Origin of the sequence: Bacillus altaicus, from assembly GCF_042136375.2 — a bacterium.
GTDB classification, from domain to species: domain Bacteria; phylum Bacillota; class Bacilli; order Bacillales; family Bacillaceae_G; genus Bacillus_A; species Bacillus_A cereus_U.
The window spans coordinates 2,542,356-2,563,611 of sequence record NZ_CM143394.1 but is presented as its reverse complement, the minus strand read 5'-3'; the positions used below and the strand labels follow the sequence as shown (position 1 = coordinate 2,563,611).

The following is a 21,256-nucleotide window of genomic DNA, read 5'->3' as shown; positions in this document are numbered from 1 at the left end:
ATCAAGTGATGGACCAAATATTCCCCTTTTTTAAAACCTACGCGATTTCTTCAAAGTCTCCAATATATCATCTGTAAAAGCAGTATCCCCCTCTGCTTCAGTTAAAAGGTTTTGGTTCCGTAACGACATGATAGGCGTTATTAATAAAACTTAAACTAGAAATTCAAAATGAAATTTATATATTCTTTTGAGTGTTTTCAAATGAAAACATAGTCCCATCACTATTTGATCGTAATGTGTATTTTATATCGAACATCCTTGATATATCTTCAATATTTTTTAATCCTAGCCCCGTTCCTTTACTTTTCATATCAAACCCAATTCCATTATCTCTAAAGGAAACAATATCATTGCCTATGAGGATCTCAAGTTTTTTAGCTTGTGAATGTTTAAGCACATTTTGAAAAATGTTATCAAATAGCCTTTGAATCCATAGCTCATTACTATTCCATACTAAACCTTTATCTTGTGGTTTATACACTAATTCAATTTTACGAATACTATACAAATAGCTCCATTTTTTAACCATGTTTTCTATTAAATTATGTATATTCACTTCATCATTCACAATATAAGTATTCTCTAATGTCTCTGTAGATTGAATATTAAATTCGTTAGTTAAATCACTTATATATTGTATCTGCTCATACAGTGATTCAAGTACTGTTGCTTGTTCCTCGTACTCACCTTCTAAATAATATAATTGTAATCTAACCGCTGTTAAGGGTGTATTAATATCATGCCGTAATTTATTTAATAGTTCCTTTTTTATTTGTTCCTGTTGTTGTAGTTCTAATTCTCGATAAGTCGTTCTTTCTATTAGCAAGTTTACCGACCTAATTAGTTCCCCCATTTCATCATCGCTTTTGACATCTATTATATTAGGGATTTTTTTATCACTTGCTAAATCTCGAATCGTTTGATTTAATACATTAATTTTATTTAATAATGAATTAATCGATTTTGAAAATAAAAAAGCTAACACTAATAATGATAATAAAAATATGATTAACATCGTGGGATATGCAAAGGATTCATGAAATGGAATGTTCTTGTTTTGGGTTTTAAAGGCAACATTATAAATAACTGATATAAGGATACTAATCGATAACAATAACAATGGTACGCTAATAATAGCAGAGAATAGTAGTAACTGATATTTCTTCTTTAAGTTCATTTCTTCATATAGGTATTTAATCTATACCCTTCTCCATATATATTCTGAATAATATCACCTGTTTTATCATTGATTTTGGTCCTAATTTTCTTTATATGTACGTTCATGATATTTTGATTTCTATCTTCGAGTTGCCATAAGTAATCAAAGAAGTGTTCTTTTGTTAGAATTCTATCCCTATTTTCATATAAGTAGAAGAATATTTTACGCTCAATCGCAGTAAACGCAACTTCATCACGCAAACCATTAATGAAAACCCTTTTATATTCTGCATCTATAAATAAATGTTTAATTTGCGTGAAAGTACCATATTGATTATCTAACATTTTCTGAATTCTTAACAGTAATTCTCTAGGATCAAAAGGTTTTATCATGTATTCTTCTCCAATAGTCAAACCTTTTAGTTTACTATCAATATCATTCCGAGCTGATAGAAATATAATTGGGATATTTAATCCTAGATTTTTTATTTTCTTTGTAATTTGATAACCATCTTCACCTGGTAACATAACATCCATTATGACTAAATCTATCTCATGAATTACATCAAGAACATTCTTTCCTTCTTTCTCCCAATACACATTGTACTTTTCGCGCTGCAAAATTTTCTGTAATAAATCCCCTATAATCAAATCGTCTTCAACAATTAATATGTTATATTCTTTCATCATGTAGACCTTCCATCGCTAAAATAACAATAGCTTAGTTCTTCACTACTTTATTATTAATAAAATCCATTGCACGTTTGTATATTTCATCAGGAGCGTATAAATAAATACTATGTGTACCTTCAATTTTTTTTACATCAGCTATCAATAACTTGCTAGCAAACTCCTTATAATCTTTGTTTTTTTGCTTTGTATACTTCGAATCTTTATTTTGCCTAGCAATCGCATCAATAAATAAAATGGGTGTTTCTTTTGGGATTGATAAGGAATTTGATTTTTTACCGTTATTGTAGCTTTGTAAAAGTTCTTGCTTCATATCGTCATTAAAAGCTTGTTTATATGTGAGCGCTTTATAAATATCTTTTTCCTGTTCATTTAAAAAGGATTGCCGAATGACTTCGGGATTATAAGTAATAGAAGGAACTAACCTTTGAAAACCAATTTTCGTTAAACTATTCATCCCTTTTATTCTCAATGAATCCACCACGCCTATTTTATGAGTTACGTACTGGTTAGGTAAGCCAATATCTAATGCAATAATCCCTTTTACTTCACTTGGGTATTTTTGTGCCCAATAAATAGCCTCTATACCCGACAGAGAGTGTGGTACTAAAATATAGGGAGGTTTATTCCCACTTCGAATAAGCGCTTCTCTCGTTTGTTCTAGTATCGTATCAATATCTCTATCATCATGAAAAACATCACTGTATCCATAACCAGCTCTCTCAATTACAGAAATCTTGTTTTCTTTCGAAAATTTACTATATAAGCCTTTCAATTCATAAATAGGAGCGGCAATTCCAGATCCGGCCATAAATACAAACGTATTCTCCCCGCTCCCCTCATTATAAACATTCATGTTTTTATAATTGAAATTAACAAGTTCGCCTTCATTATTAATTAATTTCGATTCCATTCTTAATTGATAGTTATGATATATAAATACAGCGCCTGTTCCAAGAAAAATAATGCTAATACACACAAAAAATATAATCTTTCCTATCTTCAATAATTTTTTCATTTGACACCCCTTTCAACTTATACTGAAAGGGTACAATATAAAAATAAATTTCTAATAAATTTTTGGGAATTAATAGTTTCTCTTTGTTTCTAAGTAGGGACTATTTATAAAATTTCCAATTCAAATGCCTTTTTTAATACCTACGCAATTTCTTCAAAGTCTCCAATATATCATCTGTAAAGGCTGTACTACCCTCTGTCTCTAAAACTCTGAAATATAAACTTCTTAAGAAAGCTCTAATATTTTGTACTAAAATAGCATGCTGAGGATGTCGGATGTCTTCAACAATTGCTATACTATGTAGCCAATTGCTCCACTCTTCTTCAGTTAAAAGATTTTGATTACGTAACGACATAATTGGCGTTACTAATCTCTCATCCTCAAAGTGTATGTATACGTAGTCACTCATACGAACTTTTTGACGAACGGCAGCAAGGATTGCATATGAAAACTCACGATTTCGTATCGTACGCGCTAAAGCATCTAATGCATCAGCTGCATGTGCAGTTGAGTGTGCCCAGCCTTTTCCTTCTACGTAACCCCTTACATCTTCTTCTAAATAGACATATTCCAGCACTTGTTCTGCCACACTGTACAGCTGTTCTTCAGATAACAACGGTTCTCTTTCATGAACAGATAAAATAAGCGGCGGAATTAATACAGAGAACGCACGTTTAAAAACAGAGTCTGTTCCCTTTTCACCAATTTTATAAAATAAATAATCAGGACTAATCGCTTGTAACATTAATCCTCGTAATTCTTTTTGTCTAAATACATCACCTGTAATCCATGTGTGAAGCGTACTATAAATTAGTTCATCACGTAATTCAGCATCAGGTGACCCGATATAATCTAGCATCCACTGTGCATATGGATATGCGTCCACATCTTCTGGTACAGCATAATTATTATTTTTAATTTGTTGTAGTTCTTGTTTTAATTCTTGTACTTCCATCATTATATTTTCTATCCCCTTTTAAAGATTTTTTTATATTTCCCCTTTTGCCTTATCTCCCTGCAATTCAATTCATAAAATTAAGTAGATTTCTAAAATCGTTTTCACTACGTATCTATTCTTCTATGAAATTGACTCAATTATATAAAATTTCTCCTGAGAAATAAAAGGAAATACATTGGAATACCAAAGCTTCTCACTTTGTTTACATGCATTTCATGTAAGTTTAGGTTATAAAATAAATTATGTTTTTTCATTTGTATTCAAACGTAGTTACAATCAAAATTTGAATCATTTTAGAACTTGTTTAATAAATTCTGTTTTAGCTTTTGTATATGCTTCTCTATCTTGGTTAAACTTTTTTGCTAACTCTTGCTTTAGATTTGAATAATCATAAACTAATTGTGGATTTCCTTGTAAGCGGTTACGAAATAAAAGTTGTTGCTCCCATCGCTCAGTTCCTTTAACCATCAAATGCAGATGAGCTACACGCCTATTATTCTTAACTTTCACAAAGAACCTTCTCCAAGGTTTTTCATCTAATTCTGGGCTTACGTAATGCCAATCATATATAGCCAATTTAGCTGAAATATCTAGTACTCTATCAAATGAGTCTGTTTCAGCCATTAGATCAATTATAGGTTTTGCAGGTAAACCAGGTATGGATGTACTTCCTATATGTATTACCTTACTTATACCGAGAGGAGTAAGCAGTTCATGCAGTTGCTGTTCTTCACATCTCCCTTTATCTTGCCAATCAGGATTTGCATTAACTATCTCTACTGACTCATTCGCCCATACAGGCCAATCGTTTGGATTATTTTTTTTATCCATCCAAAACATCTCCTTTCACAAATTATAACACTATTTTTTTGTTTAAAATTTCATGTTTATAGAGATAAAGTATTTCAGTTCATTATTTTGACTCATCCAAAATTACAATGCCTTTTAGTACATCTATATTTGGTAGCGTTTCAAGCATAGATAGCTACACCCTCTCTACCTTATTATTCTGCTATATAAACGATTTTATATTCCTTTAAATACAACTTCCGGATTCTCAAAATCACTATTAGAAAATACAACATCCGCACACTCTTTCAGATTATGCTCTTCAATATACATCTTACAAGCTGCATGATACCTGTTCAAAAACATCTTCTCTGCTTCTTCATAACTTCCAAAAGCTTCAGTCTCTCGCTTTGCACCACGTTTTCTCGCAATCTCAAAATCTGTATCTACAAAAATTTTATAATCAAATAAATGCTTGATTTCTTTTTTCAATAGAAATGTTCCATCTACTATTAATACCATATTTTGAGAGGCCACTAGCGGTGCATTATGTACAGGGATGTCCGTTATTAAGTTATGAGATATCGTTTCATACTGTAAATTCCCATTAGGTCCTAAAGGCTTCAATAACCTTTCTTTAAAAGCTGAATAATCATGTGCATCTTCATAATATCCTCTTGCAGATTCTTTACCTTGCGTATAGCGAATCGCTCTCGGGTTATGAAAATCATCAATGCTTGCACGTGTTACTGGTACTCCGCACTTTTTCATTTCCTCTGCTAGTTCGTTTGCAAATGTTGTCTTTCCGGATGCTGTAATACCACTTACCCCGACTCTTATTGGATGAGTTAAGTTTAACGTTAAAATATGATCAGCAATTTCTTTCATTCGTTGTTTTCGGTTCATGATATTCCCTCCCTACGATTAGTTTACATAACATAATTATCAGAAATAATATATGTCACTATTTGTCGGTAAGTCGATATTCTCTGTCGAATCGTTGATATATTATTATTAGCTTACTTCCCCTTAAACCCTCGATACAAAGCAGTTCGTAATTCCTGCTTATACTCCTCAATCTCTGGCATATCCAGCTCTTCTGCTAATCGAATTGCTAATTCAATATCATACGGTACACGTACGAGTTGAATGGAAAAACTCGCTGCTTCTTTTTCATTGTAAGTTCCTTCAAAGATTAAATAAGACGCTTGTGTTATTTCAAGTGGGTTTCCTACGCTACCAGCATTACATAACGTTTTCCCTCTGAAATTTTGCACATACGCCTGGTGAACGTCACCATAGCAAACGACATCTGGTTTTCTTTCTCCTTCTATATTCTTTGTGAGATCACTATTTTCGAACATACTAACACGCTCTTCTCTTGAAGCGTGTGGTTGAATTCTTTCGTATAAACTTCTCGGTGATGCATGGAACATACGAATGAGTTTGCCGCTCATAAAAAATTCAATTGAAAATGGTAAACTTCTTAAATACTCATTTTGTTCTTCTGACAGTTGTTTTTGATGCCATTTTAACGCTTCGAATTCAGTCGGTTTTGTAATGAAATCATCCCAGTTTCCCATTACGGTTCCTTCACATTCTTTACGAACGATTTCAATTACTTCGCTAGAATGAGGACCTTTTCCTACTAAATCTCCAAGACAAATAATGCGATTGATTCCTCTTAATTTAATATCTTTCAGTACAGAGTCTAATGCCGGAATATTACCGTGAATATCTGAAATTACTGCTATTTTATCCATATGAATTCCTCCATTATTTATTGTTTATTATATCCGCATGATGTGATTGATACCATTTTGGAATATAGGATGAAAAATGATTATGATCTTCTATAATTCTGTTTAATCTCTCTTTCATATCATCTACTAAATGTGGTGTGCTTCGGTTCGTCCACACAATATCCGCCGGGAATGTCATCGCTGCATACAATGAGTACAGTTTCCAAAAATAGAGCGACGGTTCACCTTCGCAATAACCATGAACTTGTCCAACCGCAAATGGTTTACTTATTCTTGTAGTAAAAATCGCTACATTATAAAAATCGTGTATTGGATCGCCAAAATCATATCCACCAAAATCGATAACGATAAACTCTTTATTGTGAATCATACTATTTGCTGGATGGAAGTCATCGTGTAAAAATGTGATTGGACGATTTTTTAATAAATCTTTATGATTTTCTACAAAGGTTGATACTGGCTTCATATCGAGAAAATTCACCTCGTAATCTGCTAATGCCTCTATGTATCTTTCGTATTTATTCCATCTAGATGTTTCCCATTTATTACTTGCTCTTTCTCTTTCTATCGAGTGAATCCTCTTTAATATTTCACCTGCTTTTCTTCCTGCATTATACTGTTCCTCCACCGATAGCTTACCTAAGCCCTCTTCACCATTTACACCTCGGGTCCATTCAAATACTTGAACACATTTATTTAATTCCTCAAGTTTTATGAAATGAATTAACTTCGGCGTTGGAATATGTAATGACTCCAACTGTTTCATATACGTATATTCTTCTTGTTTTCGTTCAAAATTAGCAGAATCACACACTTTGACAAAATACGTTTCTCGATTCTCTAATTCAACTTTATATTTCTCTTCATGTGAAAACCCTTTTGTAATAAGCTGTACATTTCACAATACGAGGCCACTCTATTTTTCTCTCTATCTCTCTTGAAATTTCTTCCACAAAGTTCACCTCTATTCATATATGTACAAACTACCTAGCACTTCACGCTTTCGTTTATTTTCCCCTTTAAACTCCACCGCAAACGGATATTCACCATGCTCCTTCAAGCGTTCTTGCACTAACCCTTCTCCAATCGGTTCACAAAACTGCACACTAATACCACCAAACAATACACTTTGACACTCTGCATTCCACTCTTTATTTCTTATGACCGAGCTTACTGTTAGTCCCATTACTTCTTTCCATTTCTGCACCGTTTCTCGAACATTTTTCACCGCATAATGAATCGTTTCAATTTCTTCTACTTTGTTTTTATGTTCAGCGATCGTTCCTGTTTTACGTAAATCGTTTCTTCTTTCTTCATCTGTTTCATTCCATTGTATAAAGAATGGTATATTCGGTCCGTTCTCTTCCTGCTTTACAAACAACATTTTCCATTCTAAAAGGCGGCCATCTTTTCTTATACGTTTCCCTTCAATTGGCCCTATCGTATGTAAACCATGCTTACTAAACTTAGCTGCTAGTTCTTCAATTTCATCTGTTCGAATTGCGATTTGTAGCATTCCTTCTCCATTTTGTAATTTCACCACTGTTTCCTGTACTAATGGATTTTCTGCTTCTTTCGCTTTTTCTTCATGCTGAACTGCTAAAAATTCTATATATGATAAATCAAAATAACATAAACTATTCCAAGTACCCCAGTTTGTATGCTGTCCGCCTAACGCAGTATGAAATCCACGCTCCTGCATTTGTTTTGCCGCTTCCTCCGGTGTGCCATGAACTGCGTGAACAAGATGATCAAATGCTAACATAGTCTTTCTCCCCTTTCTCTCCATCCTTTTATTGTATATTTTATTTTTATTTCGTTCAATTCAAAAAACTTTAAAACCTAGTTGATTTATAAGATTAATATGCATTATAATAAAACAAATTAATATGTTGCTGATTGGAAAAACCAAAGGCACTTTTCTCATACGGGAAAAGTGCCTTTTTATTTATTATTACAGGGGGATTATTTATGCAGAAATTAATTATCTTTGCTATTATCGGATTTTTCGCTCAATTGATTGATGGAGCACTTGGAATGGCGTATGGGGTAACGTCTTCCTCTTTATTATTAATGTTTGGTATCGCACCGGCTGTTGCATCTGCATCGGTTCATTTAGCTGAAGTCGTTACAACTGCGGCTTCTGGTGCATCTCACATCCGATTTGGAAACGTTGATAAATATACAGTTTCCAGGCTTACATTACCTGGAGCAATTGGTGCATTTGTTGGAGCATGTTTTTTAAGTAATTTACCTGGCGATGTAATTAAACCGTACATTTCCTTATTTTTATTTACTTTAGGCGTTTATATTTTATTACGATTCATCATTCAAAAACAAATTGTTTCTTCAAATAAGCGTATGTCTGCTAAACAACTTGTACCGCTCGGTCTGTTCGCAGGATTCGTTGATTCAACTGGCGGTGGTGGCTGGGGACCTATTACGACACCTGTTCTTCTTGCAAGAGGAAATGATGCTAGAAAAGTTATTGGATCTGTAGATACGAGCGAATTTCCTGTCTCACTCGCTGCAACAATCGGCTTTTTCATCTCACTTGGCTGGGAACAAATAAGCTGGGTTTGGGTATTTGCTCTAATGCTTGGTGGTATTGTTGCCGCACCAATCGCCGCATGGTTAGTGCGCATTGTTCCTTCGCATTTACTTGGCGTACTCGTTGGCGGACTTATTATCTTTACGAATATACGTACATTACTTACATCATTTAAAGTTGATCCAACTATTATTACACTTTCTTATGTTGCAGTTGGTCTTATCGTTGTTATCTCTATTCTCATTTCTGTCCGTAACCATTCAAAGCATTCAACGATTGGCTATCCGGCAGATCAAAAACAAATGCTACCATAATTACGAAAAATACCGCCCGATTTACTTCGAGCGGTATTTTTTATTTTTCAATCTTCCAATTTATCATCGTTTCAGTACTATTTACTCTTTTCATATATAATTTCTCTAATACACGAATAGAGCTATAGTTATCACGGAGTGTCTCCGCTATAATCGTTTCCACTTCTCCTGTTTGAAAAGCCCGTTTCATTAATTCACTAACTGCTTCTGTTGCATACCCTTTATTCCAATATTTCTCAATAAATCCGTAACCAATTTCTACCGTATGTTCCTCGTTCGGTTTCCCTTTAAATCCTATATCACCTAAAACGATGTCATCTTCTTTCCGAATAACATACCACGCGCCCCACGGTAATAAAGCCGCATCTTGTTTCACATTTTCTATATGCCCTAAAATATGCGGGCCACTATTGTATCCTTGATTATTCGCAATTTGAACCCGTTCTTCCGTACACTGGATAATATGTAATCTTTCCGTTTCTAATTTCATAACGATGTCCCCTTTTCAATTAAACAATACTACAATTTTACTATAAAAACATAGAATATTCACTCTTTTATACCTACAAATATATTTATTCTTTGAAACAAAATAACAGCAGAAATCCCCTTTAATAGTTATGTCGAATTATATTTTCTGAATTTTCTTTTAACTTTAAAGGATTTTTCATTATTTTTTGCGAAACTTTTGTATAACAACTTTTTATTTTTTCATTGTTACATAACAGTAGGTTCGGGTGGGGTTTTGCAAGCGTTTCCTATACAATAACCGATATTTTTTGACTTTTCCTAACAAAATTCCTTGCAATATATTCAGAAAATCATTACAATTGCCATATATTAAAAATCTTAGCAATATATAAATCCTCATCAATCCGATGAGGTAGAGGTTGCAACTTTTAAGAGTAGAACGGCCGAGACACAGAGAATGTCACCGACTCCGTTTGAAAGGAAAAGTTGCCGAAGTTTATATTTCTTCTCTGGAAATGTGAGCTGGGGCTGTCTCCGAAAGGAACAGAACTGTCACGTTTACAAAATTACCGTGTAGACGTGGGGTGCTATCTTAACGGAAGGGTATGATGGGGTGGTTATTTGTGAAACGTTCCGCCTAATTCTTTTGGCGGTTTTTTGTATTTTTCTCCCCCGTTCCTTCCTATCTTACAAGAAAAGGAGTGTTGAACATGAATAGCGCAACAAATCAAGCTACCTCTAAAACGCAAACTACACAAGGACAAGGTGAATTAAAACGTGGATTAAAATCTCGTCACCTTACGATGATTTCTCTCGGTGGTACAATCGGTACCGGACTATTTCTTGCCAGCGGTGGTGTTATCCATTCGGCTGGTCCTGGCGGTGCACTAGTCGCATACGCTGCAATTGGAATTATGGTTTATTTCTTAATGACAAGCTTAGCAGAACTCGCAGCTTACATGCCTGTTACTGGATCATTTAGTACTTATGCAACAAAATTTGTTGATCCATCACTTGGCTTTGCACTTGGATGGAACTATTGGTATAACTGGGCGATTACGATCGCTGCTGAACTCGCAGCCGTAACATTAATTATGAAATTTTGGTTCCCAGATACCCCTTCTCTTATTTGGAGTGGACTTTGTTTAGCTATTATTTTTCTCTTAAACTATTTATCTGTTAAAGGTTTTGGTGAATCTGAATATTGGTTCGCACTTATTAAAGTAGTTACTATTATTATCTTTTTAATTGTCGGTTTTATGATGATTTTTGGAATTATGGGCGGCGAATCTGTCGGCTTTAAAAACTTCACTGTTGCAGATGCACCATTTAACGGTGGTATCATGGCAATTATCGGTGTATTTATGGCTGCTGGTTTCTCATTCCAAGGAACTGAATTATTAGGAGTAGCTGCTGGTGAAACTGCTGATCCAGAACGCAATATTCCAAAAGCAATTCGTTCTATCTTTTGGCGCATTTTATTATTCTACATTTTAGCAATTCTCGTTATCGGTTTATTAATTCCTTATACGACTGAAAGCCTTGCAGCGAGTGATGTTACAGTAAGTCCATTTACACTTGTATTTGAAAAAGCGGGCGTTGCCTTCGCTGCTTCTGTTATGAACGCTGTTATTTTAACTGCAGTACTTTCTGCTGGTAACTCTGGAATGTATGCATCAACTCGTATGCTTTGGGATTTAGCTCGCCAAGGAAAAGCACCAAAGTTCTTAGGCAAATTAGATAGCCGCGGTGTACCTGTTAACGCATTAATCGCAACATCAGTAGTTGGTAGCGTCGCTTTCATCGCTTCTTTATTCGGTGACGGTGTTGTATACATTTGGTTATTAAATGCTTCTGGGATGTCAGGATTTATTGCTTGGGTAGGGATTGCTATTAGTCATTACCGTTTCCGTAAAGCTTATATTGCACAAGGGAAAGATTTGAAAGATTTACCATATCAAGCGAAATGGTTCCCGTTCGGTCCAATCTTTGCATTTACACTTTGTGTTATCGTTATTTTAGGTCAAAACTACGGAGCATTTACGGGAGCAGCTATCGATTGGAACGGTGTACTTATTTCTTACATCGGTTTACCACTCTTCTTAGTACTATGGTTAGGTTATAAATTTATTAAGAAAACGAAAGTAATTCCACTTGATAAATGTGAACTGAAATAGAAGAAAGTATAGCAAAACGAGCAAACAAATTTGTTTGCTCGTTTTTTATTACAATTCATCTCCCTTCCCTATTACCACTGTTTTTGCAATAATAGAGGAAATATAAATAAAGGTTGGGATTAAATGAACATTCGTATTACTGATGAAGCAATAGCAGCTATACATAGACTAGAACGTGAAGGCAAAAAGATCATTCGTATTAGAGGAACAATGACGAACTCTTGTAGTATTTTTGTTGATGTTGATTTAATTTGGGATACATATAATGCGGATGATGTTGTATATGACGATGAACAACTTATTGTACAAATGGATTCATTCACGACAGACTACACTGGTGATACATTAAAACTTGATTATAAGACGACTGGTTTTAGCATTACGACGCCTAGTGAGACGTTGGTATATGGATTGTCGATAAAAAAATAACAATTGTTTTTATCTGACCAATGAGGTGAAAAAATGGGTGAATATGTCCCGCTAAAATTTTTATTCAACAAAGAATTAGCAGAAAAAATGGCTGATTCTATTTCTAAACACGTTCCTAATTTCTCTAAAAAAAATTTTGTAGATTCCGTAACATATAAAGTTGAAAATTTAGAGTTAAAGCAACGTGTCGAAGTAATAGCAGATGAATTACACAATGCATTACAAAAAGATTTTAATGAAGCAATACATATATTACTGAAAACATTAGGACCAGAAAATACAACAGAAGTCGGCACATTTACAAACGGATATATGTACATGCCTATTGCAAAATACGTTGAAAAATATGGGCTTAACGATTTTGACTCCTCATTCAACGCAATGTATGAAATAACAAAAAGAAATACTGCTGAATATGCCATTCGTCCTTATCTTGAAAAATACCATGAAGAAACCTTGGATATATTGCAACAGTGGTTACGTGACGAAAACAGCCACATCAGGAGATTAGTTTCAGAAGGTACTAGACCAAGACTTCCTTGGGCAAAAAAAATAGGAGCTCTGAAAGGTGACTTCAGAAATAATTTAAAGCTTCTTGAGCCATTAATGAATGACCCTTCTAAGTATGTTCAAAAATCTGTAGCCAATCACATTAATGATATTACGAAAGAAGATAACGAACTCGTTTTTCAGTGGTTGCAACAATTACTCGATAAAAACCATCCTGTTAATCCTTGGATTATGAAACATGGATTAAGAACGATGATAAAAAATGGAACTTTACCAAAAGATTTTTGTTTTTAAGTATTTTAAACAAAAACATTATCCCCGCCTTAATATATTTTGAAACATTTCTGGCTTACTTTGTTCAAAGCTCTCTATTAGTTCCTTTCCAAATATCGTTATACTCTCCTCCCACGGATGCCCTAAATAGCCCCACTTAAAGTCCTTCTGAATAAAGAAATAATAATCTCCATTTGGAAAAATCGGGATTGTCCACTCATCAAATTCATTTCTATCGAACTTTAAATGTGGATTCACCCAATAACACTCATGTTGCCAATCAAGTGCCATTATATATTCATTCGATACTGTATTTTCTTTAAAAACTTGTACCGCTTTATCTTCCAGATCGTCATATGCATTTAAATCTACCGATTCTCCGAAGTAATGAGATATATCATATGTAACAAAAGGACTTGGCACCTTAAAAGATGGAAATACAGAATCACTTGGCGAAAACTTAAGCTCACTATATATCCTGTCCCAAATTTGGTCGTACTCTTTGTCTGTAAACTCCATCCAATTTTTCATTAAACAACTGCCTTTCCTTATCATTTCGAAGGATTTCCACTCAATTATCCCGAATATATAAATAAACATTCTCGCAAGGAGCGAATTTATATGAATCTATTCGAACACGAAACGTAAAACCGCTTCATCTTTACGAGAGGTCCTCCATTTCTTTTTTCTTACTATATCATTCATTAACGAAATAGGAGGACATAATATGAAACGTGACCCATTATTTTCAGCACTATTAGAAAGTGCAAAGACCAACTTTAGCGGCTGGGATTTTTCTTTCATTTCAGAAACTGGCCGTATGAATAGCGAGCCTTTATCATGGTCGTACGGTAGCACCGCTTTCCAGCTTATGCAACGTGCAAAATCAATGCTAGATATGGGTACTGGCGGCGGAGAGTTTTTATCTATGTTACAACCGTTCACGCCAACTATTTATGCGACTGAGGGCTACTCTCCGAACGTACCAATTGCGCGAAAGAAATTAGAACCTTTAGGGGTTACAGTTGTAGAAGTGACTGATGATACTGCTTTACCATTTCAAGATGGTCAGTTTGATTTAATTATGAATCAACATGAATCCTATTCTGCTTCTGAAGTGAAAAGAATTCTTTCCACCAATGGAACATTTCTTACACAACAAGTCGGTGGTCTTGATTGTGCTGATCTTAATGAGCAGTTTGGCACACCGCTGAATAGCGATTTTTCAAGTTGGTCACTCAAAACGGCATGTAATGAACTAAAGGAGAATGGATTTACTATTTTAGAGGCGAAGGAAGAGTTCCCTCTTCAGCGTTTTTATGATGTCGGTGCTGTTGTCTATTACTTAAAAGCAATTCCGTGGCAAATTCCTGATTTTACTGTAGACAGCTATATCGAGGAATTGTATCATATACATGAAATCATCTTACAAAAAGGTTATTTTGATGTAAAGCAACACCGCTTTATTATAAAAGCGAATTATGTTGAGTAAAACTTGAATTAGCATTCCTTGCAAAAAGCCAAATTCTTTATTGGAATTTGGCTTTTTCTTAGTATTTTAACGCATCTTTTCCTATTGAGAAATGAGATGTTTTTCATATCGTTTTTTCGTATCATCTTCTTTCAAAACAGCAGTTGTGTACTCAATAATATTCCGATTATCATACGTAAATATATGCTCTAAATTGTTTTCTTCTTTTAATACTCTTGGTAAATATCTTTGCAAATTGCTAACCACACCTCTATTATCACCATCTAATATCCAATCAATTGACTTCCATTCTAATATACCTTCATCTGTGCTTACTGGCGTATCAATATGTACTCCATCTGGTAAATCAGCAAGGAATACATACATTCCCTCACTATCCTGAGGCTCTTCTTTATCTTTAAAGATAACATTCCCTTTATAAGTTGCACTTTGAAGCTCTATACCCGTTTCCTCAAACGTTTCTCTAATTATTCCTTCGTATGGAGTCTCATTATCCTCGATTTTCCCTCCAACGCCATTCCACATTCCCATTGTTGGCTTTTTGTTTCTATTTAAAAGGAGTATGTTATCCCCTTTTCTAATGAAACATATTGTGTACTTATACATATCATCATATCCTTTCTATTTCCTAACCGTTAACTTAAATTATCATCCTCTCTATAGGAGCACCTGTAGGTTAAAAGGTCCATCTAATTCATTGATTGTTTTTTGAGGAAAATAAAATAAAAATACTAAACTAGTCTAGTATTTTCATTTTCGAAAAAGGATAATATATAAATTCCACCTTGCCAATAACGTTATCTTCTTCAATATAACCTAAACCATTTCGGCTATCCTTACTATGTTCACGGTTGTCTCCCATTACAAATAACTTATTTGGCGGAATCTTTGTCTTCTGAAAGTTGTAAAACACTTGTGTATTATTATATAAATCTTTATTTATATAAGGTTCCTCTTGCTTTTTGTCATTTACGTATACAGTTCCATTCGTTATGTTAATTACGTCACCAGGAAGTCCTATTACGCGTTTCACATAATATTTCGACTCATCCTCTTCCTTAATAATGACGATTTCTCCGTGCTGTAAGCTAGAAAAATGTACCGCAGCTTTATTTACAAATACGTAGTCTTCTTCCTGTAAAGTTGGCTGCATTGATTTTCCTTCCACTTTACATAAAGTGAAAGACTGGTACGTTACTACTAGGACAAATATAAATAGTATGTACTTTCCCCAACCTCTCTTAATCTCCTCTTTCATATCCATTCCCACCTTATCAAAACACTTTTTAACTCAAAAATATATCACTGCACCTGTTCATTTGCGCAGTGATATACTACAATTTGAATTTTTTACTGTGCCTTACTCGGCTATTGTGTTACTGGGACTGGACTTACACCCGATCTCTGCGTTTTTAAATCAAAATATGCATCCAAAATTTCTTTACCAATTGCAGAATTAATACCTGATTTATCATTATTTACCCATGGCACAACAACAGAAAAAGCAACTTCCGGATCAGCATCATATGGCGCATACCCGGCGAGAGTTAAATTATAACATTTTTTTCGATAGTTGTTTTCATCTCTTCCAATATCACTTTCTCCACCGTACACTGTTTCTGCTGTTCCTGTTTTTCCAGCCGGTTTATAAGGTAATCCTTTAAAAGTTCCAGTACCTGTCCCATCAACCTCCTGGAAAACTCTTCTAAATCCTTCTTTCACATGATTTATATAGGACAGATCCATATCCACTCGATTTAACACGACTGGTTCCATCGAGTGAATGACTTTTCCGACTTCCTCTGGTCTATTTGGTTGCTCTCTAATTTCTTGTACAATTTGTGGTTTCATTCGGTAACCACCATTTGCAATCGTTGACATATATTGCGCAAGTTGCAGCGGCGTATATGTATCATATTGTCCAATGGCATAATCAAGTAAAAAACCTGGTATATTATCGGTTCTACCCATTTGACCTATCGATTCATTCGGTAAATCTATACCGGTTGGCACACCTAAACCAAATTGTCTAAAGTAATAGCGCATTTTATTAAACGCTTCTTGTTTAATATCTAGCGGATTGTTTGGTACATAATCAATCCCCGCAATCTTTAACGCCGTATTAAACATATAGACATTGGATGAAACTTGCAATGCTCTTAAATCATCAATATCTCCAAAGTCTTTCCACGATTTCTTCGGCTTCGAACTTCCTTTAAAGTACATTGGTGCATCGAAAAAATGCGTATATGGCTTAATCGCTTCTGTTTGATATCCCGCTAATACCGTAGCTCCTTTCACCGTTGATCCTAACTCGTAAGAACTTATCATCGTTCCTAAAGCGTAGTCTTCTATTTGTATCCCGCCGTCTTTATTTACAAATTTCTTTCCTGCTAATGATAGAATTTGACCATTTTTCGGATTCATCATAACGACGAATGCACGATCCATCATCGGTTCAGAAGAATGAAATGCCCTTAAATTCCTTTCAAGACTTTCCTCCACTTTTTTCTGCAAATCCATATCAACTGTTAGCATTAAATTATTTCCACTTTTTCCTTTTGTCACTTTTTCAGTTCGAATAATATTTCCAGATTTATCCGTAATATTTTTAGACTGTTCTTTCGTTCCATGTAACATATCTTCGTATTGTTTTTCGATGTAACTCTTACCAATACGATCATTTCGGTTATAATCTCGCACTAAATAATAGTCTAATTGCTCCCTCGGTAATCCCTCATTCTCAGTAGAAACACTACCAAGTACAGAACGTAGTATTTTGTCATTTGGATATTCGCGCTCCCAATCCACAGTCGTATCTACGCCTGGCAAGATCGATAATCTTTCACTCACTACTGCATATTCATTTTGACTGACATCTTTTTTGACGATTTGCGGCGTCATTTTATATCCCGCATTCATTTTGCTTTTAATTGCTAGTACTTCTATATCCTCTTTCGAAAGCTCGTTTAATTCTTCTTGTGTAATTCTTTCTCGTCTCAACTCTTCTACTTTCTTATCTAAGTCTTTCCCTTCTATTTCCTGCTTCCTAAATTTACTCTCATCTTCTTTCGTTACTTTTGTTGCTGCACGCTTTTCATTTAACTGCATCCAAAAATCTTTTTTATCTGTCTCTGTTAACTTGTCCATATCTTCTTGCGGCATTTCAATTAGCTTTGCTAAATTTCTTGCCACTATTAAAACCTCTTTTGAGTCCACTCCTTTCATCTTCGTATATGTAACAGTTCGTAACGGTTTATTATTTACAATAACTTTCCCTTCCCGGTCAAACATCTTCCCTCTCGGAACTGGAGTACTCACCGTTACATCTTCCTTTTTATTCACTTCATTTCGATACGTTTCTCCGTCAATGATTTGTACTTTACCTAATTGAATAATAATAGCTGAAAATAAAAGAAAAACGATAAAAAATAGTACATTTAACCGAAATGGAATATGAGTCTTTTTCTTTTTCGACTGTTTCTGCTTCTCCTTTTTCTGTCTCATTTTGCTCCCTCGCTTCATTCTATTAACATTTCTACGCAAAAATCATTATGTATTAAATTTATTTATATGCTATATATAGAATTTTATATTAATTACAAAAGAAATAAAAGATTTAATTTTCAGTTTTTGTATTTTATACCCTATTTATTACCATTCCCCTTGATAAGCAATAACATGAATATAATTCATACAAAAAACTGAGGTGACATCATTCACCTCAGTTTCTTTACGAAAACAAAAACTTATTTAATCGAAGATAACCCTTTGGCAAATTCGCCAATCTTGTTTTGAAAAACAAAATCAAAATTATATTCTTGTCCTGTTAATTCTTCATTTACTAAAATTGTTGTTGCGCCTACTTCCCTCTTTGCGATTTCCGGGAATGAAGCGACAGGCTGTACTTTGAGTGACGTTCCCATTACGATAAGCACATCTGTTTCATATAAACGTTTAATCGCATTTTGGTATTGCGGCAGTGTATCTCCGTATAAAACAACATCTGGATTTAGTATAAAATTACATTTTTCACAACGCGGCACTTCATGATCAATCATATATTGTAAATCATATCCCGTTTTACACTTCGGACAATGCGCAGTTTGCAGTGTTCCATGTAAATCAATTACATGTTTACTACCACCTACTTGATGCAAACCATCAATATTTTGCGTTAATATCGTTATATCTTTTCCTTGTTCTTCTAGCTCGGCTAAAAAGCGATGCCCACGATTTGGTTTATATTGATGAAACGTATTAATTTGAAAGATTTCTTTATAATGCTTCCAAAACTCTTTCGGATTTCTATTATAATAGCCTCTCGACAAATACATCTCTACATTCGCATCAGCATATAATCCATTTGCTGAACGAAAATCAGGGATTCCACTTTCCGTACTTGCACCAGCCCCTGTTAATACTGTAATTTTCTTCGCTTTTTCTAAAATTGAACGTACTTCTTCAAATTGCTGCACAAAAATCACCTCTATGTATATTCCTATACTTATTATACCAGTTGTTTACAGTAGGTGTTGTACAATCGCAAGAAAATAGAAGGTTAACCGTTCGAGAATGCTTAAGATTAATGAGTGTTCCAGATACATACGTTATTCCGCCTCATATACCATTAAGTCAACAATATACACTTGTTGGTAATGGCGTAGCATTCTTAGTAGCTAAAGCACTCTCACAATCAATTCTGGATTGTTTAGAGGTAGATTCAGTGAAAGGTGTGTCTAATGAGTAAATGACGATTTTTCAATTCATTTAGAAAGCAGCCAGAAGGATGCTTTTCTTCATCGATGGGCTTAGATAGTTATGGACTACTGGGAGCCTCTTAAGTTATACTTGTATAATATCAAAAATTAATAAGGGGTAATATTAACATTATGAAAGAAAAAAACGAACTTGTTCAAAGTATTCCTCAAACAGGATTTTTTGGGCATCCAAAAGGATTATTCTCTTTATTCTTCACTGAGTTTTGGGAAAGGTTTTCTCATTACGGAATGAGAGCTATTTTACTGTATTATATGTACTATTCGGTCGCAAAAGGTGGATTAGGAATTGATCAATCTACCGCAACCTCGATAATGGCAATTTACGGTTCCTTACTGTTCATGTCTAGTATTATCGGTGGATGGATATCGGATCGTTTATTTGGTCCAAGTAAAACCGTATTCTTTGGTGGCGTTTTAATTATGATTGGCCATCTTATTTTAGCTTTACCGGGTAGTAAAAGTGCGTTATTTATCTCTATGGTCTTCTTAGTTCTAGGAACAGGGTTGTTAAAGCCTAACATATCGAACATCGTAGGAAGTTTATACAGTGAAACAGATGCGCGTCGTGACTCAGGGTTCAGTATATTCTACATGGGTATTAACTTAGGTGCCTTACTTGCACCTTTAGTTGTCGGAACATTAGGTCAGCAATATAATTTCCACCTTGGTTTTGGAGTTGCGGCAATTGGTATGGCAATTGGATTAGGGGTATTTGTTGGAACAAAACAGAAAAACCTTGGTCTAGTCGGTACGCAAGTACCTAATCCATTATCAGATTCGGAAAGAAAAAAGACTATTAAGTATTTCAGTGTTGGTCTGGTTGTATTAACATTGCTAGGTGTGGTTACAATTCCAACTGGGTTGTTAACTATAAATCGTTTTACATTCCTGATTAGTATCTTAGGGATTGTTATTCCAGCCTATTATTTCATTTATATGTATCGTAGTCCTAAAACAACAAAAGTAGAGAAATCTCGTCTTCTTGCGTATATACCACTCTTTATTGCAGCTACAATATTTTGGTCTATACAAGAACAAGGTGCTATTATCTTAGCGACATACGCGGATCAACGAACTCAATTACAGTTCAATGGAATTACATTGCATTCCGCTTGGTTCCAATCATTAAGTCCAATCTTTATCGTAACGCTTGCCCCGATTTTTGCATGGGTTTGGATAAAGTTAGGCAAGAAGCAGCCTTCAACGGCAAAAAAATTCGCTATTGGATTGCTATTTGCAGGTTTATCATTCTTAGTTATGATTATTCCGGCTTTAATCAACGGTACTCACTCTTTAGTGAATCCTATGTGGTTAGTCCTTAGCTTCTTTTTAATTGTAATTGGAGAAGTTTGTTTATCTCCTTCAGGGTTATCAATAACGACGAAGCTGGCTCCAGCTGCTTTCTCTTCGCAAACCATGAGCTTATGGTTCTTATCAACTGCGTCTGCGCAAGCAATAAATGCCCAAGTTGTTAAACTGTATAATCCTGCAACAGAAGCAATTTACTTTGGTGTTATTGGTGCTATCTCCATTTTAGTTAGCATCCTGCTGTTTTCATTATCATCAAAAATCCAAAATTTCATGAAGGGACTTCAATAACGGTCTCTTATTGAAATGAACAAATACAAGTTTCTATGTGAAGAGTAGCCAAACGGGTTACTCTTTTTTTGTATAACCATAGCAATCTCCACACAAACGCAATATACTATATGCTGGAGCAATGATATTTCTAGGAAAACAAAACATACCTAATAGACTAATGCAACTTGGTAAGAGAGCTGACTATTTATCTAATTAGATAAATATCGCATTCTTACCGTACTTATATTTAAATTTATCAGTTTTGAAAAATCATAGTACAATTAACAATTCTGATGATTAT

Annotated in this window: 21 protein-coding genes, 2 pseudogenes and 1 riboswitch; of the genes and pseudogenes, 7 read left to right on the top strand and 16 right to left on the bottom strand. The window is 34.5% G+C overall.

Annotated elements, in window-relative coordinates; all coding sequences use genetic code 11:
* Positions 1-30: 30 nt before the first annotated feature.
* From ACE38F_RS13385 to ACE38F_RS13340, 10 genes and pseudogenes are all read right to left on the bottom strand, one after another.
* Positions 31-144: pseudogene (locus ACE38F_RS13385) on the bottom strand (DUF2785 domain-containing protein); the annotation flags it as partial.
* 31 nt (positions 145-175) lie between these two features.
* A complete protein-coding gene (locus ACE38F_RS13380; RefSeq protein WP_375371206.1) occupies positions 176-1,177 on the bottom strand; it encodes a sensor histidine kinase in 1,002 nt (333 codons plus the stop codon).
* Positions 1,174-1,845: a response regulator transcription factor gene (locus tag ACE38F_RS13375; protein ID WP_341306404.1), complete on the bottom strand. Its 672-nt coding sequence runs from the start codon at positions 1,843-1,845 to the stop codon at positions 1,174-1,176. The genes ACE38F_RS13380 and ACE38F_RS13375 overlap by 4 nt, the downstream gene beginning before the upstream one ends.
* A 34-nt stretch (positions 1,846-1,879) precedes the next feature.
* Positions 1,880-2,866 carry an alpha/beta fold hydrolase gene (locus ACE38F_RS13370; RefSeq protein ID WP_375371207.1) on the bottom strand — a complete coding sequence of 329 codons (987 nt, stop codon included), beginning with the start codon at positions 2,864-2,866 and terminating at the stop codon, positions 1,880-1,882.
* Positions 2,867-2,999: 133 nt separating this feature from the next.
* Positions 3,000-3,824 (bottom strand): DUF2785 domain-containing protein, encoded by an 825-nt coding sequence (locus ACE38F_RS13365; protein ID WP_375371208.1) that lies wholly within the window; start codon positions 3,822-3,824, stop codon positions 3,000-3,002.
* A 288-nt stretch (positions 3,825-4,112) separates the two neighbouring features.
* Entirely contained in the window at positions 4,113-4,655 is a 543-nt protein-coding gene (locus ACE38F_RS13360) for a GrpB family protein (RefSeq protein WP_375371209.1), read from the bottom strand.
* Between the two features lie 195 nt (positions 4,656-4,850).
* Positions 4,851-5,519 (bottom strand): AAA family ATPase, encoded by a 669-nt coding sequence (locus ACE38F_RS13355; RefSeq protein WP_375371210.1) that lies wholly within the window; start codon positions 5,517-5,519, stop codon positions 4,851-4,853.
* Between the two features lie 113 nt (positions 5,520-5,632).
* The gene (locus ACE38F_RS13350; RefSeq protein WP_375371211.1) at positions 5,633-6,376 is read right to left on the bottom strand and encodes a metallophosphoesterase family protein; all 744 of its coding nucleotides are present in this window, start codon (positions 6,374-6,376) and stop codon (positions 5,633-5,635) included.
* Positions 6,377-6,389: 13 nt separating this feature from the next.
* Positions 6,390-7,329 (bottom strand): annotated as a pseudogene (locus tag ACE38F_RS13345) (aminoglycoside phosphotransferase family protein).
* A gap of 11 nt (positions 7,330-7,340) precedes the next feature.
* A complete protein-coding gene (locus tag ACE38F_RS13340) occupies positions 7,341-8,141 on the bottom strand; it encodes a VOC family protein (protein ID WP_375371212.1) in 801 nt (266 codons plus the stop codon).
* A 206-nt stretch (positions 8,142-8,347) separates the two neighbouring features.
* Between ACE38F_RS13340 and ACE38F_RS13335 the strand changes: the two genes are divergently transcribed.
* Positions 8,348-9,241, top strand: a complete 894-nt coding sequence (locus tag ACE38F_RS13335) for a sulfite exporter TauE/SafE family protein (protein WP_375371213.1) — start codon at positions 8,348-8,350, stop codon at positions 9,239-9,241.
* A gap of 40 nt (positions 9,242-9,281) precedes the next feature.
* Here ACE38F_RS13335 and ACE38F_RS13330 read toward each other — a convergent pair whose 3' ends face one another.
* A complete protein-coding gene (locus ACE38F_RS13330; RefSeq protein WP_375371214.1) occupies positions 9,282-9,731 on the bottom strand; it encodes a GNAT family N-acetyltransferase in 450 nt (149 codons plus the stop codon).
* Positions 9,732-10,117: 386 nt separating this feature from the next.
* Positions 10,118-10,310: riboswitch (Lysine riboswitch) on the top strand.
* A 112-nt stretch (positions 10,311-10,422) separates the two neighbouring features.
* Here ACE38F_RS13330 and ACE38F_RS13325 point away from each other — a divergent pair.
* The 3 genes from ACE38F_RS13325 (at position 10,423) to ACE38F_RS13315 (ending at position 13,122) form a co-directional block, all read left to right on the top strand.
* Positions 10,423-11,889: an amino acid permease gene (locus ACE38F_RS13325; RefSeq protein ID WP_375371215.1), complete on the top strand. Its 1,467-nt coding sequence runs from the start codon at positions 10,423-10,425 to the stop codon at positions 11,887-11,889.
* A 123-nt stretch (positions 11,890-12,012) separates the two neighbouring features.
* Positions 12,013-12,318, top strand: coding sequence for an iron-sulfur cluster biosynthesis family protein (locus ACE38F_RS13320; RefSeq protein WP_375371216.1), 306 nt, complete (start codon positions 12,013-12,015; stop codon positions 12,316-12,318).
* Between the two features lie 33 nt (positions 12,319-12,351).
* Positions 12,352-13,122, top strand: a complete 771-nt coding sequence (locus tag ACE38F_RS13315) for a DNA alkylation repair protein (RefSeq protein ID WP_375371217.1) — start codon at positions 12,352-12,354, stop codon at positions 13,120-13,122.
* An 18-nt stretch (positions 13,123-13,140) separates the two neighbouring features.
* Here ACE38F_RS13315 and ACE38F_RS13310 read toward each other — a convergent pair whose 3' ends face one another.
* Positions 13,141-13,632: a DUF2716 domain-containing protein gene (locus ACE38F_RS13310; RefSeq protein WP_375371218.1), complete on the bottom strand. Its 492-nt coding sequence runs from the start codon at positions 13,630-13,632 to the stop codon at positions 13,141-13,143.
* A gap of 196 nt (positions 13,633-13,828) precedes the next feature.
* On the opposite strand from ACE38F_RS13310, the gene ACE38F_RS13305 reads away from it, so the two are divergent.
* Positions 13,829-14,593 (top strand): class I SAM-dependent methyltransferase, encoded by a 765-nt coding sequence (locus tag ACE38F_RS13305; RefSeq protein ID WP_375371219.1) that lies wholly within the window; start codon positions 13,829-13,831, stop codon positions 14,591-14,593.
* 81 nt (positions 14,594-14,674) lie between these two features.
* On the opposite strand, the gene ACE38F_RS13300 is transcribed toward ACE38F_RS13305, so the two are convergent.
* From ACE38F_RS13300 to ACE38F_RS13285, 4 genes are all read right to left on the bottom strand, one after another.
* On the bottom strand, positions 14,675-15,199 hold the full coding sequence (locus tag ACE38F_RS13300) for an NUDIX hydrolase (protein WP_215553508.1): 525 nt from the start codon (positions 15,197-15,199) through the stop codon (positions 14,675-14,677).
* A gap of 130 nt (positions 15,200-15,329) precedes the next feature.
* Positions 15,330-15,851 carry a signal peptidase I gene (gene lepB / locus ACE38F_RS13295; RefSeq protein ID WP_070146696.1) on the bottom strand — a complete coding sequence of 174 codons (522 nt, stop codon included), beginning with the start codon at positions 15,849-15,851 and terminating at the stop codon, positions 15,330-15,332.
* Between the two features lie 110 nt (positions 15,852-15,961).
* Positions 15,962-18,118, bottom strand: a complete 2,157-nt coding sequence (locus tag ACE38F_RS13290; protein WP_375371220.1) for a peptidoglycan D,D-transpeptidase FtsI family protein — start codon at positions 18,116-18,118, stop codon at positions 15,962-15,964.
* A 224-nt stretch (positions 18,119-18,342) separates the two neighbouring features.
* Positions 18,343-19,071, bottom strand: a complete 729-nt coding sequence (locus tag ACE38F_RS13285) for an NAD-dependent protein deacylase (RefSeq protein ID WP_375371221.1) — start codon at positions 19,069-19,071, stop codon at positions 18,343-18,345.
* On the opposite strand from ACE38F_RS13285, the gene ACE38F_RS13280 reads away from it, so the two are divergent.
* The gene (locus ACE38F_RS13280; RefSeq protein ID WP_462782402.1) at positions 19,044-19,343 is read left to right on the top strand and encodes a DNA cytosine methyltransferase; all 300 of its coding nucleotides are present in this window, start codon (positions 19,044-19,046) and stop codon (positions 19,341-19,343) included. The two genes, ACE38F_RS13285 and ACE38F_RS13280, sit on opposite strands and share 28 nt — an antisense overlap.
* Before the next feature lie 142 nt (positions 19,344-19,485).
* Positions 19,486-20,973 (top strand): peptide MFS transporter, encoded by a 1,488-nt coding sequence (locus ACE38F_RS13275; protein WP_375371222.1) that lies wholly within the window; start codon positions 19,486-19,488, stop codon positions 20,971-20,973.
* Positions 20,974-21,256: the final 283 nt, after the last annotated feature.

Bases quoted from the DNA above. Each gene is read 5' to 3' on its own strand.
- ACE38F_RS13290 (WP_375371220.1), bottom strand. From the start codon at position 18,118: ATGAAGCGAGGGAGCAAAATGAGACAGAAAAAGGAGAAGCAGAAACAG.
- ACE38F_RS13300 (WP_215553508.1), bottom strand. From the start codon at position 15,199: ATGTATAAGTACACAATATGTTTCATTAGAAAAGGGGATAACATACTC.
- ACE38F_RS13340 (WP_375371212.1), bottom strand. From the start codon at position 8,141: ATGTTAGCATTTGATCATCTTGTTCACGCAGTTCATGGCACACCGGAG.
- ACE38F_RS13310 (WP_375371218.1), bottom strand. From the start codon at position 13,632: ATGAAAAATTGGATGGAGTTTACAGACAAAGAGTACGACCAAATTTGG.
- ACE38F_RS13315 (WP_375371217.1), top strand. From the start codon at position 12,352: ATGGGTGAATATGTCCCGCTAAAATTTTTATTCAACAAAGAATTAGCA.
- lepB (WP_070146696.1), bottom strand. From the start codon at position 15,851: ATGAAAGAGGAGATTAAGAGAGGTTGGGGAAAGTACATACTATTTATA.
- ACE38F_RS13360 (WP_375371209.1), bottom strand. From the start codon at position 4,655: ATGGATAAAAAAAATAATCCAAACGATTGGCCTGTATGGGCGAATGAG.
- ACE38F_RS13350 (WP_375371211.1), bottom strand. From the start codon at position 6,376: ATGGATAAAATAGCAGTAATTTCAGATATTCACGGTAATATTCCGGCA.
- ACE38F_RS13275 (WP_375371222.1), top strand. From the start codon at position 19,486: ATGAAAGAAAAAAACGAACTTGTTCAAAGTATTCCTCAAACAGGATTT.
- ACE38F_RS13330 (WP_375371214.1), bottom strand. From the start codon at position 9,731: ATGAAATTAGAAACGGAAAGATTACATATTATCCAGTGTACGGAAGAA.
- ACE38F_RS13335 (WP_375371213.1), top strand. From the start codon at position 8,348: ATGCAGAAATTAATTATCTTTGCTATTATCGGATTTTTCGCTCAATTG.
- ACE38F_RS13365 (WP_375371208.1), bottom strand. From the start codon at position 3,824: ATGATGGAAGTACAAGAATTAAAACAAGAACTACAACAAATTAAAAAT.
- ACE38F_RS13305 (WP_375371219.1), top strand. From the start codon at position 13,829: ATGAAACGTGACCCATTATTTTCAGCACTATTAGAAAGTGCAAAGACC.
- ACE38F_RS13320 (WP_375371216.1), top strand. From the start codon at position 12,013: ATGAACATTCGTATTACTGATGAAGCAATAGCAGCTATACATAGACTA.
- ACE38F_RS13370 (WP_375371207.1), bottom strand. From the start codon at position 2,866: ATGAAAAAATTATTGAAGATAGGAAAGATTATATTTTTTGTGTGTATT.
- ACE38F_RS13375 (WP_341306404.1), bottom strand. From the start codon at position 1,845: ATGAAAGAATATAACATATTAATTGTTGAAGACGATTTGATTATAGGG.
- ACE38F_RS13380 (WP_375371206.1), bottom strand. From the start codon at position 1,177: ATGAACTTAAAGAAGAAATATCAGTTACTACTATTCTCTGCTATTATT.
- ACE38F_RS13325 (WP_375371215.1), top strand. From the start codon at position 10,423: ATGAATAGCGCAACAAATCAAGCTACCTCTAAAACGCAAACTACACAA.
- ACE38F_RS13355 (WP_375371210.1), bottom strand. From the start codon at position 5,519: ATGAACCGAAAACAACGAATGAAAGAAATTGCTGATCATATTTTAACG.